At 51.1% G+C, this 16,287-nt stretch carries 16 protein-coding genes; 6 read left to right on the forward strand and 10 right to left on the reverse strand.

The window, feature by feature from the left end; translation table 11 throughout:
* Positions 1-78: 78 nt before the first annotated feature.
* Positions 79-999: a GntR family transcriptional regulator gene (locus tag AC07NP_RS19690; protein WP_494661491.1), complete on the reverse strand. Its 921-nt coding sequence runs from the start codon at positions 997-999 to the stop codon at positions 79-81.
* A 139-nt stretch (positions 1,000-1,138) separates the two neighbouring features.
* Between AC07NP_RS19690 and AC07NP_RS19695 the strand changes: the two genes are divergently transcribed.
* The gene (locus tag AC07NP_RS19695) at positions 1,139-2,161 is read left to right on the forward strand and encodes a zinc-binding alcohol dehydrogenase family protein (protein ID WP_494661492.1); all 1,023 of its coding nucleotides are present in this window, start codon (positions 1,139-1,141) and stop codon (positions 2,159-2,161) included.
* A gap of 13 nt (positions 2,162-2,174) precedes the next feature.
* Positions 2,175-3,620: a tagaturonate reductase gene (locus AC07NP_RS19700; protein WP_494661493.1), complete on the forward strand. Its 1,446-nt coding sequence runs from the start codon at positions 2,175-2,177 to the stop codon at positions 3,618-3,620.
* A 104-nt stretch (positions 3,621-3,724) separates the two neighbouring features.
* On the opposite strand, the gene opgB is transcribed toward AC07NP_RS19700, so the two are convergent.
* The 6 genes from opgB to AC07NP_RS19730 all read right to left on the reverse strand — a co-directional run bounded on the left by opgB (position 3,725) and on the right by AC07NP_RS19730 (position 9,483).
* Complete coding sequence (gene opgB / locus AC07NP_RS19705; protein ID WP_494661494.1) at positions 3,725-6,016, reverse strand: phosphatidylglycerol--membrane-oligosaccharide glycerophosphotransferase; 2,292 nt, start codon at positions 6,014-6,016, stop codon at positions 3,725-3,727.
* A 267-nt stretch (positions 6,017-6,283) separates the two neighbouring features.
* A complete protein-coding gene (locus tag AC07NP_RS19710; protein ID WP_203361325.1) occupies positions 6,284-6,775 on the reverse strand; it encodes a YjjA family protein in 492 nt (163 codons plus the stop codon).
* A gap of 58 nt (positions 6,776-6,833) precedes the next feature.
* Entirely contained in the window at positions 6,834-7,571 is a 738-nt protein-coding gene (dnaC, locus tag AC07NP_RS19715; protein ID WP_192610962.1) for a replicative helicase loader DnaC, read from the reverse strand.
* A 2-nt stretch (positions 7,572-7,573) separates the two neighbouring features.
* The gene (gene dnaT, locus AC07NP_RS19720) at positions 7,574-8,113 is read right to left on the reverse strand and encodes a primosomal protein DnaT (RefSeq protein WP_203359019.1); all 540 of its coding nucleotides are present in this window, start codon (positions 8,111-8,113) and stop codon (positions 7,574-7,576) included.
* A gap of 129 nt (positions 8,114-8,242) precedes the next feature.
* Entirely contained in the window at positions 8,243-8,716 is a 474-nt protein-coding gene (locus AC07NP_RS19725; protein ID WP_494661495.1) for a threonine/serine exporter, read from the reverse strand.
* On the reverse strand, positions 8,707-9,483 hold the full coding sequence (locus AC07NP_RS19730; protein ID WP_203359018.1) for a threonine/serine exporter family protein: 777 nt from the start codon (positions 9,481-9,483) through the stop codon (positions 8,707-8,709). Before AC07NP_RS19730 ends, AC07NP_RS19725 begins: the two co-directional genes overlap by 10 nt.
* 614 nt (positions 9,484-10,097) lie before the next feature.
* Between AC07NP_RS19730 and AC07NP_RS19735 the strand changes: the two genes are divergently transcribed.
* Complete coding sequence (locus tag AC07NP_RS19735; RefSeq protein ID WP_203359017.1) at positions 10,098-10,820, forward strand: helix-turn-helix domain-containing protein; 723 nt, start codon at positions 10,098-10,100, stop codon at positions 10,818-10,820.
* Positions 10,781-11,455 carry a DNA-binding transcriptional activator BglJ gene (gene bglJ, locus AC07NP_RS19740; protein WP_203359016.1) on the forward strand — a complete coding sequence of 225 codons (675 nt, stop codon included), beginning with the start codon at positions 10,781-10,783 and terminating at the stop codon, positions 11,453-11,455. The genes AC07NP_RS19735 and bglJ overlap by 40 nt, the downstream gene beginning before the upstream one ends.
* A gap of 53 nt (positions 11,456-11,508) precedes the next feature.
* Here the strand turns inward: bglJ and AC07NP_RS19745 are convergent, their stop codons facing one another.
* The gene (locus AC07NP_RS19745) at positions 11,509-11,967 is read right to left on the reverse strand and encodes a YbaK/EbsC family protein (protein WP_494661496.1); all 459 of its coding nucleotides are present in this window, start codon (positions 11,965-11,967) and stop codon (positions 11,509-11,511) included.
* A 369-nt stretch (positions 11,968-12,336) separates the two neighbouring features.
* Here AC07NP_RS19745 and AC07NP_RS19750 point away from each other — a divergent pair, with 369 nt between their 5' ends.
* Positions 12,337-13,680, forward strand: coding sequence for a PTS sugar transporter subunit IIC (locus AC07NP_RS19750; protein ID WP_494661497.1), 1,344 nt, complete (start codon positions 12,337-12,339; stop codon positions 13,678-13,680).
* A gap of 31 nt (positions 13,681-13,711) precedes the next feature.
* On the opposite strand, the gene fhuF is transcribed toward AC07NP_RS19750, so the two are convergent.
* The gene (gene fhuF / locus AC07NP_RS19755) at positions 13,712-14,500 is read right to left on the reverse strand and encodes a siderophore-iron reductase FhuF (RefSeq protein WP_494661498.1); all 789 of its coding nucleotides are present in this window, start codon (positions 14,498-14,500) and stop codon (positions 13,712-13,714) included.
* 113 nt (positions 14,501-14,613) lie between these two features.
* Positions 14,614-15,678, reverse strand: a complete 1,065-nt coding sequence (locus AC07NP_RS19760; RefSeq protein WP_494661499.1) for a GGDEF domain-containing protein — start codon at positions 15,676-15,678, stop codon at positions 14,614-14,616.
* A gap of 217 nt (positions 15,679-15,895) precedes the next feature.
* On the opposite strand from AC07NP_RS19760, the gene AC07NP_RS19765 reads away from it, so the two are divergent.
* Entirely contained in the window at positions 15,896-16,171 is a 276-nt protein-coding gene (locus AC07NP_RS19765; RefSeq protein WP_494661500.1) for a DUF1435 domain-containing protein, read from the forward strand.
* The last annotated feature ends 116 nt before the right edge of the window (positions 16,172-16,287 follow it).

Genomic DNA, 16,287 nt, shown 5'->3' on the forward strand with positions numbered 1-16,287 from the left:
AAAGTGTCTTATTAATGGATAGTTATTTTTATTAAGGAATTGTGGCTACGGTAATGATTTGCTGTTTTTAATCGGTTTTTAAAATCTCACAGAGTGGCTGCTCGTCGTATTGATGGAGTGGATCATGGTCTGCCGGGCGGTTTGCAGATGCTGACGTAATGCGGCTGTGGCGCTGAGGTCGTTGCGACAGATGAGGGCGCTGAGAATGGTCATATGTTCATTGACGGCGACGATATTCCTTTGTTTGAGATCGCTCTCATCCCATTGATAGTGAAAGTGAAAAATAACAGAGATAATCTCCAGTGATTGATCGAAAAAGACATTTTCGGCGGCGCTGAGAATCAGATTATGAAAGTCCCGGTCCAGCACGGAAAACATGCGATAGTTGTCGCTGATGGTGTCGCGTAATGCGCGGTGACGATCGAGTAAATCTCGCGCTTTCTGCCAGCGGATATCCGTAACCGGCAGATTGAGAAAGTGTTGAAGGGCGTGGGTCTCCAGCATTTCCCGTATTTCGAAAAGCTGTTCGGCATAGCGTTGATCGAACTGTTGCATACGCCACAGACCACGCCGTTCGCTGATAATCAGATTGTAACGCCCGAATTTTAAAAGATATTCCCGCACAACGACCGGGCTGACGCCAGCGGCGCGCGCCAGTTGCAGTTCGGAGAATGTCTCACCAGCGCGTAGCTGCCGTTGGTTAATCATGGTGAAAAAGGCGTGCTCGAAAATACGATTTTGCTCAGCCAGCGAGGCGGTGGTGCAGGCGAAACCGTCGTCATTATTGGGTTTGCGGGCGATCACATAGTCGCTGCCAACCGGCGTCAGTACGCCGCATTCGCTTAAATGGCTCAGCATATGGCGCACCGTAGTACGGCTGATGTTGTACATCTCCGCCAGTGCGCTTTGTGAGGGGAGCGGGGAGGGGATATGGCCGCGAGCCATATCATCGATCATCTGGTTAATGACGTTGTGACGTAAATTTTGCGAGCGGCTCATCGGTCTCTCCTTTTTGCGCGTATTAAAACCCGATTTAAAACATTTTTATGCGTCGGTATTCACAAATTACGTTTCCTGTCCCTTCGATATTTTTATTTTCATCGATATCTGATGCAACGAAAAACAGGAGAGCTGAATCATGTCAACGATGAATACGCTGATTTGCCAGGAACCGAAAAAATTAGTTTGGGAAGAACGTCAAGTTCCTATTCCTGGTGAGGATGAAGCATTAATAAAAATTAAATCCGTAGGGATTTGCGGTACCGATATTCATGCCTGGGGAGGCAATCAACCCTTTTTCAGTTATCCCCGCGTGTTGGGCCATGAAATATGTGGCGAAATTGCCGGGTTAGGTAAAAATATTTCGCATCTGAAAATGGGTCAACAGGTCGCAGTGATTCCCTACGTTGCGTGTCAGCAATGTCCGGCGTGTAACAGCGGGCGTACCAACTGCTGCGAGAAAATTTCGGTGATTGGCGTGCATCAGGATGGCGGCTTTAGCGAGTATTTGTCTGTACCTGCGACTAACCTGCTGGCGGCTGACGGTATTGATCCGCAGGCGGCAGCGCTGATTGAGCCCTACGCCATTAGCGCGCATGCGGTACGCCGGGCGGCGATTGCGCCAGGCGAGCAGGTACTGGTGGTGGGCGCAGGCCCGATAGGGTTGGGGGCCGCGGCCATCGCTAAAGCTGACGGCGCGCAGGTGGTGGTTGCCGATACCAGCCCAGCCCGTCGGGAGCATGTGACCTCTCGCCTGGCACTCCCGGTTATTGACCCGTCTACCGGCGATTTTGACGCACAGCTACGCGCGCAATTTGGCGGCTCCCTGGCGCAAAAGGTCATTGATGCCACGGGGAATCAGCATGCGATGAATAACAGCGTTAACCTGATTCGCCATGGCGGCAGCATTGTTTTCGTTGGGCTGTTTAAGGGGGATCTGCAGTTTTCCGACCCTGAGTTTCACAAAAAAGAGACCACCATGATGGGCAGTCGTAACGCCACGCCGGAGGATTTCGCCAAAGTAGGGCAGCTGATGGCGGAAGGTAAGCTGACCGCAGACATGATGCTGACGCACCGCTATCCCTTCACCACGCTGGCGGAGATATACGAACATGATGTGGTTAACAACCACGAGCTTATCAAAGGCGTGATTACTTTCTGATAGGGATATAGCAATGAAAACATTGAATCGACAGGATTTTCCTGGCCAAAACTACCCGACGAAAGTGATCCAGTTTGGCGAAGGCAATTTTCTGCGGGCGTTTGTAGACTGGCAGCTGGATGTTCTCAACGAGACGACGGATCTGCAGGCTGGCATCACCATTGTTCGCCCTATTAATACCGATTTTCCGCCGTCGCTAAATACTCAGGATGGCCTGTACACCACGGTGATCCGTGGCCTGAATGAGCAGGGCGAGGCCGTTAGTGACGCGCGTCTGATCCGCTCGGTGAATAACGAGATCAACCCGTATCAGGATTTTGCCGGGTACCTGGCGCTGGCGCATAATCCCGATATCCGCTTTGTGTTTTCTAACACCACTGAGGCAGGGATCGGCTATCACGAAGGTGACAGTATCGATGATGCCCCGCCGGTGAGTTTCCCGGCGAAACTGACACGTCTGTTGCTGGAGCGTTTTAATCACTTCAACGGCGCGCCAGACAAAGGCTGGGTAATGATTCCCTGCGAACTGATCGACTATAACGGCGATGCGCTCAAGGCGTTAATTCAGCGTTATGCGCAGGAGTGGCAGTTGTCTCCGGCGTTTCTCGACTGGCTGGAAACGGCAAACACATTTTGCTCCACGTTGGTGGACAGGATCGTGACCGGCTATCCGCGCGAGGAGGTACCAGCGCTGGAAGCGCAGTTGGGGTATCACGATGCGTTTCTCGACACCGCCGAGCATTTTTATCTGTTTGTGATCCAGGGACCGGCCTGGCTGGCCGAGGCGCTGAAATTGACGGAATGTTCGCTGAATATTCGCATTGTCGCCGACATCAAACCGTATAAAGAGCGTAAAGTCGCCATTCTCAATGGCGCGCATACCGCACTGGTTCCGGTGGCGTGGCTGTGCGGGCTGGATACTGTCGGCGAGGCGATGCAGGATGAGGATGTGTGTTGCTTTGTGGAAAAGGCGATTCATCAGGAGATTATTCCGGTCCTGGATCTGCCCGCCGCTGAACTGCGTGAATTTGCCGATGCGGTGACAGGACGTTTCCAGAATCCGTATATCCGCCATCAGCTACTTTCTATTGCGCTCAACGGTATGACGAAATTCCGCACGCGTATTTTGCCTCAGTTGCTGGCTGGCCAGCAGAACGGTACATATCCGGTGCGGCTGACGTTTGCGCTTGCGGCGTTGATCGCTTTTTACCGCGGCGAACGGGCAGGAGAGGCGTATCCACTCCAGGACGATGAGCAGTGGCTCACACGCTATCAACAGCTGTGGCCGCGCGTGGGTGAAGATCTGACGTTACAGGAACTGGTCGATGCCGTACTCAGTGATAAAGCGCATTGGGGCGAAGATTTAACGTTGTTGCCAGGGCTTACCGCCCAGGTGACTGCCAGCCTGGAAAATATACGGGTACAGGGAATGCGTCAAGCGGTGAAAGCGCTGGATTAAAGTTGCCATGCAGCGCCCGGAGCCGTGTTGGGCGCTGTTTTTTTCACTGATAAAGAGAGGCCCGGTGGCGTGACGCTTATCGGGCCGATACTCTCCATTCGGGGTTATCCTTCGGCATTCACCACTTTGATTTCCACCATACCGATCCCCAGTTTACGTGGCGAGTGCCCCAAAATGTTGCCCTCGTTGGTGGATTGTGGGTCGGGTGGCGCGATCACCAGCGTGCTGGCCGCTTCCGGATTGTCAAAATGCAGTGTGGTCGTGGTGATATCGTTACCCAAGCGCAGGATCTGTTCTTCTTTGCCTACACGTACCGGAATGGGGCGATCGGCGTTCGCGCCGTAGGCTTTGGCGGTGATCACCAGATCGAATTTTTTTGGCAACGGCGTCTTGTACTCAATTTTGACCTCTTCTCCCAGCTGCGCGTTGGACCAGCGCCCCCAGGATTCCGGGCGAGAGATACCGCTGAACTGTTTCACCTCTTCCGGCGCGCCTGCCACGTTAAAGACGAAACTGTCCGCTTTGTAGCGAATATCGTTATCGACGATTTTCAGCGTATCCACGTTGCCTTTATAGCGTTCCATATCGATGATGGTGTTCTTAAACGCCGTCTTGCCCTTCCACTGTGCCTTGTTCACGTGCTGTACGACTTGCTCCCCACCCAACTGGCCCTGCGAAACACACCAGTCGGTGGAGAGCGCCAGTTCCGGCGACCACAGTTGCGCCATTTTGTAGCAGCGATCGACCCAGACAAAGTTGTCGCGTGGGGCAAAATCCGCCAACTGGAAGCGTAGTGGGGCGGAGTATTCGCTTTCCGGCAGCGGTTCCACGCGATTGTCTGAGACCCGCAGCAGCAGCGGCAAACGGAAATGGCTGCCCGAGAAGGCAATCATGTTTTTATCCTGATCGATGGTGAACGCTTTCATCTCTTTGGGGAAATTCCACAAGCGGATGATGTCGGGTTTCCACGCCAGAACTTTCTCTTTAATGTTCAGGAACACCAGCGACATGGATTCACCGGACAAACTGCTGCGCCCGAGTCCAATAAAGTTATCCCCGCCGAGAATATCGAGCACGGTCGCGCCGTTATCCATCGTGTTGCGTTTGACCGCCAGCGTCTCTTGCTGAGGCTGGTCGCCGCGCAGAACGAAAAACAGGTTGCTGCGATCTTGCTTATTCAGGTACTTCCACGCGGTGTTGTTCATCGCCAGATGATCGGAAGAGACGACGATGACGGTGTCTTTAAACCACGGCGACGCTTTGATCTTATTGATAAACTGGGCAATGTTTTCCTGGCTGCAGCTGACGGCGCTAAATGACTGGTTAGGCTTGCCGTCGAAGTCGTAGCGTTTACGGTTGCAGGTGCGCGAGATAAATCCATCCGGGTGATGGGTGTCGACGGTCAGCGTAAACAGAGAAAAACGCTGGCCGGAGCGAGAGAGTTCTTCAAACTTTTTCCATGCCTCGTCGAGTACCGTATCGTCGTAGAAACCCCAGTCATTACGATACGTTGGGTCCGCGACCACGGTTTTTAACTCTTCGGCACCGTAGAGATGATCGAAGCCGTGGGATTTCAGGAACACATCTTTGCCGGCAAAACGCAGGTTCGCCCCCTGAACAAAGTAGTTCTGGTAACCGGAGTTCTTCAGGATATCGCCAAGACAGATATTCTGTGGGAAGAAGCTCGAAACCGATGCCGAGGCGTTGCCTTCAAAGGGGGCAAACAGGGGAATACCGCATTGGGAGGCCACCATCCCGGCAATGGTGTAATCCGTGCCCGGCAATTGCATGGTTTGGCTGAAATCCAGCCCTTCGTTTTTCAGCGCGCCCAGTTCCGGAGCGAGATCCGGGAAGGCATCGTTGTCAAAATAGGTGCGCTCAAGGCTTTCGCCATAGATATAGACCAGATTCAGTTTGGGGTTGGGGATCGTTTTCGACGGCTCTTTGTAATAAGCCGTGAAATCAGGATCGCCATCGCGGGACTGTGATTTCACCAGCTCGGTAATCTGGCGAAACGCCGGGCTGGCGTCTACCGAACCCAGTGCCAGCAGCAGTGCCAGCAGGCTATACCCCATATGATGGGGATGGTGCCGACGGCGGCGAAGAACCCAGCCCAGCGCACCAAAAACCAGCGTCAGCGCGAGGACGATCCCCACGCCCGGAAGAATGTATTTACTGACGCCCGCGCCTGTCAGGCTATTGGTTAACGTGTAGAGCACCGCATCGTTGATGCCGTCGCCGGTAAAGTAGTCGCTGGCATAGAGTGTAATGTTCAGGACAACAAAAAGACCGAGCACCGTCAGAGTGGCTGCAAACCACCAGGTGTTACGACCCGCTTTCCAGGCATAAATCAGCACAGAGGCGAGAAACAGGGCGATGGACAGGAATTCAGACAACTAACGATCCTCAGTTATAGCCTGCTCCTCCCGGCGATCTATCAGGAGGGCTAATCTTTTACGGGGTATACAATGTAATTGCGATGTTACACTGCTGCAATTCTAGTGACATTAAATTACGTTGTTATTCAGAATTGGTTTAGAAAGCGTATATTTTGATCGCCATCACTTCCCGCGATTCCGGCGTGTATCAAGGGGTGAGGGGAGAAAAGAGAGGATTAAGGCCGCGTTTCTTGCCCAGGCGCTAAAACGCGGCGTGTGGAGCGATTAGGAAATGAAACTCATGCCTTGCTTAAGTACCAAATCGCAGGCTTTGGTTTTGACTTGCTCCGCCAGCGGCGTGCTGCCGATGTTGCTCAGATTCAACTGCTGGCCATCTTTGGTGTTCAGCAGACCCTGAATACCGTCCATATAGTTGGTATCCTGTTTTTGCTCGTTTGCGCTCAGGCCCAGTTTATCCAGAACCTGATTTTTGACGTTTTCCGCATCGGTCGCGGACGCGAGTTTTTGTTTGGCGCAATACTGCAAAATCCCCGCCGCGTTGTTCATGTTGCTGGCGCTCAACGCGTCAGTGCTGCCATTTAACAGACTGGTGAGGGATGAGAGCGACGTGCTGCTTTGTCCTGAGGTGGTGCTTTTGGTGAGTTCGTTGGCCGCGCTGGAGAGCGAATCCTGCCAGGATGATGCGAAAATGCTGGTGGAGATGAGTGCGCTGGCGGCGATCGCGCAGCGCAGAATGCGTTTTGTTGTTTTCATAATGGTAACTCGTATGTGCCTTTTCAGCGAAAGTATAGCGCTGCTCGTATTAAGAATGGTCTTAATACTCTTTTCCGGTCACACGGCTACGATAGCTATCCCAGTTGAAATTTACCCACAAACTGTTGCCCAAACGCATACGATCCATCACACGCTCGCCGAGCAATTTGCTCATCTCTTCCATATTGCTGTTGGTCAGCATGCCGGTAGGGCGTTTTGAGGATGAGCGACGATCGACGATCTGATTGATGATCACTTTTTCGTAGCGAGATTCGGTTTGTACGCCAATTTCGTCGATCACCAGCAGATCGACATTGCTCAGGTCGTTGAGCAGCTGTTCTTCACTGGTTTCACGATTCGTGAAGGTCTCTTTCATCGCTGACATAATATCGGCGACGGTAATGATCAGGACTGATTTTCCCCGCAGCAGCAGCTCGTTGCAGATCGCCGCCGCAAGGTGGTTTTTTCCGGTGCCGGGCTTACCCGAGAAGATAAAACTGGCGATGTTGCCATCGAACTCTTCTACATACTGTCGGGCTTTGCTGAGCGCATTCATTTGACCGTCGCACTCGACCCGGTAGTTCTCGAAAGAGCAGTTTTGATGTAACGGGCGGATCCCGGAACGGTTGAATGTACGCTGCATTTTCATCGCCCGGTTTTCACGGGCCAGCGCGGCAGCGCGAATTTCGCCCTGCTCTTTCTGCCATGCCAGCAGCTCTTCGCCTGTTTTAAACGCAGGCACTACATTCGCCGGCATCATTTTTTGCAGACGTTTCATCAGATCGCCAACGTTTTTCATCGTTACCCTCTAAATCCCGGTGGAATGTGGTTGTCAGGTTCGCTAATGCTATTCACATCACGTTTGGGCATCCCGCCATTGCTGGACCGGCCAATCTGGAGACTGCGCGCCAGCTTTTGCTGCCACTGAACATGGTGAAAGACCTTGCCTTCCGCCTGCCAGTAAGCCACAAATGACGCCAGCTCTTCCGCTGTCGCCGGCTCTCGTAACGCGATGCCCCATAATGCCGCCTGACGCTGGAAGTCGGCGTCCGGCTGCCAGGCAGGATACATCGCAAATTTCCCCATCGGGACCGCAACGGGCGCGGCCTGCGGTTCTTCGTAAAACTGCGCGTCCAGCGTGATGTCGCTTCCCGGGCGCGACAGTTTTTCTTCCAGCGCCAGCAATTCTGCCAGACGGGCAGGCGTGACGGCATAAAATGCGGGCACGTTATTGGCAAATACCGCGACCGCGCCGCCAGCCGATTTCGCCAGCACGGCGTTGTGATCGTGGACTAATGCGTCAATACCGATGACGTCCGGGGTTAAAATTCTGCAAGACATAATGTTTCTCAATACGGAACAACAACCGAGAAGGGAGACTGTTTTTATAGTAACACACCGATGACCAGAAGCGGCAGGGAGGCGGGGTCACCGCCTCTTATTCACAAAGTGATGCCAGAGGAGGGCGAATCAAACGCGTGGGCGTTTGCGGTACAACCAAAGCCCCGGCACGGAAAGCCCAATGGAGAGCGCGCCGACAATAGAAGATGCTTTCAGGAAATTGGTCAGCAAGGTGATCATCAGAGGATCGCTGTAACCAAAATGGCCGATCTTAACGGCGGAAATCATTGCTGTGTAGGCGGAGATCCCCGGGAACATAGGGATGACTGCCGCGACGGTGAAGACCTTCGGGTGCGCCAGATACCAGCGCGACCACTGGATACCGATGCTGCCGACCAACAGCGACGCCATAAAGGTCGACCATTCAATGTTAAACCCGGCGGTCATCATCACCATCCGTGAGCCGTGGCCCAGCGCACCCAGCAGGGCGCACCAGGGCAGCGCACGGTGTGGAACGTTAAAGACCATCGCAAACCCGACGGCAGGGATTGCCGACAAAATCATGTCCTGCATAAGGGCAAGAACGAACTCAATTACACCCATCCGCGAAGCCCCCATAAGGTTAAAGCCATCACGACGCCCACACAGGTCGCCAGCGTCAACAGGCTGGCGATTGCCCAGCGCGCCAGCCCGGTATTAATGTGACCTTTAAACATATCCGCGACAGAGTTGATTAACGGAAATCCCGGTACCAGCAGCAGCACGCTGGCCGCCATCGCGATGGTCGGGGTTTGGCTGAACGTATCCAGACGCAGTAACAGACCGGAGATGGTTGTGGCAACAAAGGCGGTTATACAAAAGTTGATTTGCGGGTGGAGATGTCGGTGCGCCAGAAACTGACGGATATACATGGCCACCATACTGGCGAAAAAGGTGATCACGGCGCCGTCCCATCCGCCCTTATTCAGTTTGCAGAAACAGGCGCAGGAAAGTCCGACCATGAGAGCCACCAGCCATCGCGGATAACGCAGCGGTCTGATTTGGCTAAAACGCTTCTCGACTCCCCGGCAGTCCAGGAGTTTGTGTTCGGCCAGAATCACAATGTGTTGAACTTCCGTGACAACGTGCATATTAATGCCACGATCCTGATTCTTCCGCGTCGACGTCAGACAGTGGCCGTCTTTAATGGTGGTGAGAACGATGGCGTTAGAAGAGATGGCGCTTTCTACGCTGTCCATCCCTAGCGCCAGACCCAGACGCGTGGAGAGTTCATCAACCAGTGCGCTTTCTGCCCCGTGCTGCAATAAAAAAAGCCCGCATTGAATACATAACCGTGTAACCGTTCGTTGTAACAACTGCTCTGTTTGCATGACTCGCCCTGATTGAAAAGACGGGTAAAAATGACAAAGTCTTCTTTGTAACACGAAGTATGAGTCCGTTGGCTCTGGCCCGGATCAATCTTTGTGTTGAAAAAAACGTCAGGGCGATGGGTTTGAACATTTGAACCGTGTCGCCCTCCGTTTTGCGATTAGACTCATCATTGCAGTGCATTGATCAGGTTGTGTCAATGAGGAGGGGTAACGTGAAGTACACCGACGATATTCCGCACCCGCCTGTTGCTAGCATTATGATTATATGGGGATTACTGATGTGGCAGATTTCCTCTTTATTCATAAGGGAAGATAAGTAGATGTTGCCAAATACATATTGTTAATTTATTAAACGAAATTAATTCACCTTAAAATATTCGACAATTAAATTTGGTTAATTTAATTGTCCGGGAATTGTTTTTATAAAACACTATGTGATAATGTTCAGAGGATCTTATACTATGTGGGTTCTGGTATGGTCGCAGTCACAATGTATAAAAATAAAATAACGGAATAATTCACATTGTTAATTAATTTTAATTTCATCTCGCTATTTATATGTTTGGTTTATTAATAGGGGTGAAAATAAGAAAGGATGTGAATATGGAGGGAATATGTTGCCAGGACGCTACAAAAATGGAATTGTTATCAGTAAAATACCCGTTATCCAGGCCGGACTAAGAGGCGTCTTTCTGGGTCACTTTCCCGATCATGAGTTAACATTCTGCCGTTCAGTAGAAGAGCTCACGTTGATGCAACTGCGCCGCTCTGAACTGGTGTTGGTTGATTTAACGGGGGAGTGCAATCAACCTCGTGTTGTTTGTGAACAGTTTTATACGCTATTAACGCAATATCGTGATATTCATTGGATTTTTCTCGTTTCCCGCACTTACTATCCTTCGGCCGTTGAGCTATTGATGGGACCTGCAACGACGTTGCTCTCTGATGAGGATCCGGTCGAAAGCGTGATTAATGCCATTCGTTCAGGCAATTATAGCGCTGAGCGAATCAGTAAAGCGCTGATGTTTCCGACACTGCAAGAGATGACGGAATATGGTGGGCAGTCGATGGTTCTTACGCTATCGGAGCGTAAAGTATTACGGCTTCTCGGAAAAGGCTGGGGAATTAATCAAATAGCGACGTTGTTGAAGAAGAGTAATAAAACTATCAGTGCTCAGAAAAACAGTGCCATGCGTCGTTTGTCCATACACAGTAATGCTGAAATGTATGCATGGATTAACAGTTCTCAAGGAGCAAGAGAACTGAACTTACCTTCAGTATATGGAGATACCACGGAATGGAAAAAAGAATCATCAAGAGAAATGTCGCACTGGTAGAAAAGTGCGCAATGAGCAGTATTGGTATTAAGAGTTTATTTAATTCAGATCCTGAATGTCTCTATCAGCTTCATCTCTTTTCTAATCAGTCTGAATTTAAAGCGGCGATGGTTAATACACCTTTTTCTGCGGTTATCTTCTCACTTTCGGCAATACGAGAAGATCGTCGGGTTGGGTTGGCGTGCCTGACGGAACTGGCGATCGATTTCCCGCGTATGCGCAGACTGGTCATTGCCGACGACGATGATGAAGCCCGTCTTATTGGCTCTCTGTCACCCTCGCAACTGGATGGCGTATTAAGTAAGTCATCGCCGCTGAGTAGTTTACAAGAACAGTTATCTTTAGCGCTGAATGGCGCACGTCGGGTGACGGAAAGCAGCAGCAATCTTTGGTTTACCAGTCAGAGCCGTATGATTAGTCCTACTGAGCGTGAAATTTTACGGTTTATGTCGCACGGCTATTCGATGGTTCAAATAGCCGTGCAGCTTGAACGTAATATCAAAACGATCCGGGCACATAAATTTAATGTGATGTCCAAGCTGGGCGTGAGTTCTGATGCCGGGTTGCTGGATGCGGCGGATATCTTGCTGTCTCTGCGCGCCCTTGACCCCCGTTCTGCGCTGCACACGGCATAGCGCTGTGTACCTGAAATGGCGAACGAGGCGCATCCTTCAGACTTGACGGCGGATCACTGGCAGACATCAATCCAGGTCGCTGAAGTCAACTCGGCCATCCTTTCAGGTGCGATTCTTATTGCACTATTCGTTGCGCCAGCAGCAGGCAATACCTCTGTGTAATGCCTGAGGGAGACATCGCAATAGACTGGCAGAGGCGTTTCCAGACCAAAAGGACAGACGCCGCCAGGCGGATGACCTGTTGCACTCACCACCTCATCAAAACTGAGCATACGCGCTTTCGCCCCAAATGTTTCTTTGAGCTTCTTGTTGTCCAGGCGGACATCACCTTTGGCGACAACCAAAATAATGTTGTCTTTCACCTTTAGGGAAAGCGTTTTTGCAATTTGTCCCGGCTCCACATTATGGGCTCTTGCAGCCAGTTCAACCGTTGCTGTGCTCTGATCTAATTCGATAATTTCAATATCGGGGGCATATTCGGCCAGAAATTGCCGTACAGATTGCAGACTCATTCATTCCTCCTGACGCGGTGTAAGCAGCCCCTGTTCTTTGGAAAACTGCGTGGCGTAATTTGTCATAAGGAAAGTACCGCTGTAAATATTTTAAAGTAACAATCCAGTAACATACACAAATATTAGATCCTCTTCACAATCGCAGAAACCGGTTACAGTAACCGGTTGCGGTACGGGTGGGAGAGATTAATACTAAAATTGTCACTTCCTCTGTATCACATAATAAGAGCCACCTATGAAACTTAATTCTCTACGCTGTATCACGGGTATTTATTCCGGCACGGTTGCGAAAAGTGGTAATGGATTCTTACGTGGCGGTGTTGCTGCTGCCTGCATATCTACGTTGTTTTGACGGACTGGAGAGCGGATATGTCTACCAACCATGCTGTGTTTAATGTGATTTTTCGGTTTGTTGAAAACTATGTTAGCCCCGTTGCCGGGCGTATATCCTCACAGCGCCACGTGATGGCGATCCGCGATGGGTTTATCTCGGCAATGCCGTTTATGATTGTCGGATCGTTCCTGCTGGTATTTGCCTATCCTCCTTTTTCTCCGGATACCACCTGGGGGTTTGCCCGTGCGTGGCTGGATATGGCAAAGCAATTTGAAGGTCAGATACTCACGCCGTTTGATATGACGATGGGGATCATGTCCATCTACATTTGCGCGGCCATCGCATACAACCTGGGGAAACACTACGCTAAGTCGCATCAGTTAGATCCTTTTATGTGCGCGATGCTCTCGATCATGGCGTTTTTACTGATTGCTGCTCCAAAAACGAAAGGCTCCCTGCCGGTTGACAGCCTCGGAGGCACCGGTATTTTTACCGCGATCCTGGTGGCGATTTACTGCGTCGAAATGATGCGTTTTCTGAAAGCGCACAATATCGGTATTCGCTTGCCGGATCAGGTTCCCCCGATGATCAAAAACTCTTTTGATCTGCTGATTCCGGTGTTAGTGGTTGTCCTCACGCTGTACCCTCTGAGCCTGTTGATCCAGGCGCAGTTCGATATGCTGATCCCACAGGCCATCATGGCGATCTTTAAGCCACTGGTCTCAGCGGCTGACTCCCTGCCTGCAATTTTGCTCGCGGTATTGATTGGCCATCTGTTGTGGTTTGCGGGGATACATGGCGCCGCGATTGTCTCCGGAATGCTGCAAATGTTCTGGCTGACCAATCTTGGGATGAACCAGACCGCGTTGGCGCAGGGCGCACCGCTGCCGCACATCTTCATGGAAGCGTTCTGGACGTTCTTTATTGTTGTGGGCGGGTCCGGTGCGACAATGGGGCTGGTGATTTGCTATCTGCGTAGCCGTTCTGTGCACCTGCGATCCATTGGTCGTTTGAGTGTGGTTCCCAGCATTTTCAACATTAACGAGCCTGTCATTTTCGGTACGCCGATTGTGATGAACCCGGTCTTTTTTATTCCGTTCCTGCTCGCGCCGATGGTTAACGCGATACTGGCCTGGGCGGCAATGAAACTCGACTTGATTGGACGCGTGATTTCCGTTGTTCCGTGGACCGCACCAGCGCCGGTAGGGGCTGCCTGGGCATTAGGCTGGGATTATCGTGCGGCAGTGCTGGTGGTGGTGTTGGCGTTAGTGTCCGCTATTATTTATTTCCCGTTCTTCAAAGTATACGAGAAACAGTTGCTGGCGCAGGAAGCTGAAGAAGCTCAGCGTACGGAAGAGGAAAGTCAGCAGGTTGCATAAGGCGAAAAAGCAAGGGGCGATGGCTCCTTGCTTATTTTAACGTACAGTCACCACACTGCTGAACATCAGGAAGGCGATAGCGCTGGCAGCAGGTTCTGCGCACCAAAAGCCCTTCGCGTGGAACGACAGTTCGCCACAGGGGGTTATCTTCACCGCCAGATAGCTTTTTCTCGAAAAAGCAGGTCTGGCGCAGTGTCGCCAACAGCTCTTCTCCCAGTAACGGTTTCATTTCTGTCAGATACCAGTGGATCAAATACCCGGTGTTGCTCCAGATGAGTTTGCTATTAATCTCTCCGGTAGCTTCCAGCGCCTGAACGATGGGCATTAACGCCCGGAGGATCAGCGTTTCCAGGCGTTGCTGGGGAGAGTGCAACGTCGCCTGGTGATCCTGGTGCACGTCAATCCAGAAACAGGCTGCCCGTCCCGTTTCATGAAACTCAACGCTGACATATTCAGGAGAAACATCAATGGCTTTTTCCTGAGTGAGCAGGGCAAGCATCAGCGGGGGAACCATCAGTCCGATATACCATTGCGCCCACAGTGAAATCAGCGGTTTATTTTCGCGCGGTTGTGTGGGTTGATTGCGATAGATGTGATCGGAATATATCGCCAGCAAAGAGCTTAACGCGCTGGGAGTAGACCACTGGGCCAGCGTCATGACGCCTTGCGGGGCGGGTTCATCAAGACGAATAAATTCCAGTAGATGCTCGCGGGTTTGCGCGATCGTTTCACGCACAGTATCGGCAAGCGTTGGCTCCCCCGACGGGAGATGAGCTTGCCAGATGACATCTTCAATAATGGGAGCAGAGCGATAGGCCATAGCGCTATATCTGGATAGTAATCTAAATGATAATGATTACGAATCCTAGCGATAGAGCGAAACGATGGCAAGTGCTTTGTCGCTATCCTCTGCGGCGTAGCACGATTAAACCATCAGGGGAGGGGGAGCTCATCGAAAACCAGCGTATTATTTCGCCCCTGGTTTTTTGCTTCATACAGCGCTTTATCGGCTCGGGAGATCGCGCCATCAATGTCCTGATCGACCAATGGCGCAATGCCGATGCTGATGGTGACATTTGTCGCGGTACTCTCATTAAACATATGCGGGATCTCGAGATCGTAGACTTTTTGGCGAATCTGTTCGGCGGTGACTCGCGCCTGTAGTTGATCCGCTGCAGTCAGCAGAACCATGAATTCTTCGCCACCAAAACGGGTGACAATATCCCGTGAACGGACGGCATCACGAATAGCCGCAGAGACGCGAATCAGCGCCTGATCGCCCATCATATGCCCGTAATGATCGTTGTAGGCTTTGAAGTGGTCGATATCGAGAAGTAAGACGTAGTGCCCGCGGGTGTCCAGGGCTAGCAGGGTATCCAGCTTATTTTGCAGACCGCGACGATTGTACAAACCGGTCAACGGATCCAGCATGCTCAGACCGTTCAGTGTCTCCCTCTCTTCCAGCAATTTGTACATCAGCTGTTGGGCAAAGCGGTCATAGCGCTTTTGGATCACATTCTGAATGGCAATACCTGCCATCGGCAAGGCCATTAAATAGAGGATCCGTATTCCGTGCTCATGGCCATTAAGCCATAAGCAGACAAACACCGAAGGTAACGAGTGAAGCGTAAACGCGATGATGTTGTTAGCAAAAGCAATGGAGCCAATAAATAACACGCTCAGCAGGGAAATCATTAAAAAAGAGTCATCACTATGACCTAACATCCTGTATTTCATTGCAATATGACTCGCCCACAGTATGCCAAATATCAGGGATACGACGGGAAGACTGATTTTTTTATCGGCGTATTTTCCATGCCAGACCAATAACAGCGTGCTTGCGGCAACGATAAAAATCGCAGGGGCGGGAAGTGTGCTGACCTCAAAAAGAGGAAATGCTAATGCAAACAGTGCCGATGCAGCGTTAAGAAACAGAAACAGGCGGAGTGAAAATTGATATTTCTTGGTGCGCAGTGATCGCCAGGATTGTGCTGTCATATCTGAATATCGTTATTAATCTGCAGGATACGTTGAGTGGGTTGCTAAAGTGAAAAATAACGTGCGAGGAAGAAACTCACATAGGTATACGTTTTATGGTGTTCGTTAGTTAACCAGCGAGCAATTTATCACCTTGCCAAATTTATGTCATCTATCGTTTAGTAAAACTCATGGATGCGACGAATGCGGCATGCTGACAGATGAGAAAATATATCATATGATATTGATTATCATTATTGGTGTCAGAGGTAAAACCATGTTGCAACGTGCGCTGGGCAGTGGATGGGGGATATTGTTGCCGGGAATGATTATTACCGGGCTGGCGTTTACCGATCTGTCTCTCGCAGCATGGAAAGCGATGATTGTGTCAGGATTACTACTGACTTCATTGATGTTATATCACAAGCAGTTACGACACTTTGTGTTGCTGCCATCATGTGTTGCGCTGGTGAGCGGTATTATGCTGGTGGTGATCAACGGGAATCAGGGATAAAACACAGAAGGAAGAAAACAGCGTGGGAAATAAGATAATTGGTGCGAGGGGGGGGACTTGAACCCCCACGTCCGTAAGGACACTAACACCTGAAGCTAGCGCGTCTACCAATTCCG

The sequence above is a fragment of the Citrobacter sp. GW821-FHT07H02 genome, from assembly GCF_059418505.1.

What these genes read in the sequence shown, in the direction of transcription:
- AC07NP_RS19760 (WP_494661499.1), bottom strand. Translation starts at nt 15,678, where the DNA reads ATGACAGCACAATCCTGGCGATCACTGCGCACCAAGAAATATCAATTT.
- dnaC (WP_192610962.1), bottom strand. Translation starts at nt 7,571, where the DNA reads ATGAAAAACGTTGGCGATCTGATGAAACGTCTGCAAAAAATGATGCCG.
- fhuF (WP_494661498.1), bottom strand. Translation starts at nt 14,500, where the DNA reads ATGGCCTATCGCTCTGCTCCCATTATTGAAGATGTCATCTGGCAAGCT.
- AC07NP_RS19765 (WP_494661500.1), top strand. Translation starts at nt 15,896, where the DNA reads ATGATATTGATTATCATTATTGGTGTCAGAGGTAAAACCATGTTGCAA.
- AC07NP_RS19735 (WP_203359017.1), top strand. Translation starts at nt 10,098, where the DNA reads ATGTTGCCAGGACGCTACAAAAATGGAATTGTTATCAGTAAAATACCC.
- AC07NP_RS19725 (WP_494661495.1), bottom strand. Translation starts at nt 8,716, where the DNA reads ATGGGTGTAATTGAGTTCGTTCTTGCCCTTATGCAGGACATGATTTTG.
- AC07NP_RS19750 (WP_494661497.1), top strand. Translation starts at nt 12,337, where the DNA reads ATGTCTACCAACCATGCTGTGTTTAATGTGATTTTTCGGTTTGTTGAA.
- AC07NP_RS19745 (WP_494661496.1), bottom strand. Translation starts at nt 11,967, where the DNA reads ATGAGTCTGCAATCTGTACGGCAATTTCTGGCCGAATATGCCCCCGAT.
- bglJ (WP_203359016.1), top strand. Translation starts at nt 10,781, where the DNA reads ATGGAAAAAAGAATCATCAAGAGAAATGTCGCACTGGTAGAAAAGTGC.
- AC07NP_RS19700 (WP_494661493.1), top strand. Translation starts at nt 2,175, where the DNA reads ATGAAAACATTGAATCGACAGGATTTTCCTGGCCAAAACTACCCGACG.
- AC07NP_RS19695 (WP_494661492.1), top strand. Translation starts at nt 1,139, where the DNA reads ATGTCAACGATGAATACGCTGATTTGCCAGGAACCGAAAAAATTAGTT.
- dnaT (WP_203359019.1), bottom strand. Translation starts at nt 8,113, where the DNA reads ATGTCTTGCAGAATTTTAACCCCGGACGTCATCGGTATTGACGCATTA.
- AC07NP_RS19730 (WP_203359018.1), bottom strand. Translation starts at nt 9,483, where the DNA reads ATGCAAACAGAGCAGTTGTTACAACGAACGGTTACACGGTTATGTATT.
- AC07NP_RS19690 (WP_494661491.1), bottom strand. Translation starts at nt 999, where the DNA reads ATGAGCCGCTCGCAAAATTTACGTCACAACGTCATTAACCAGATGATC.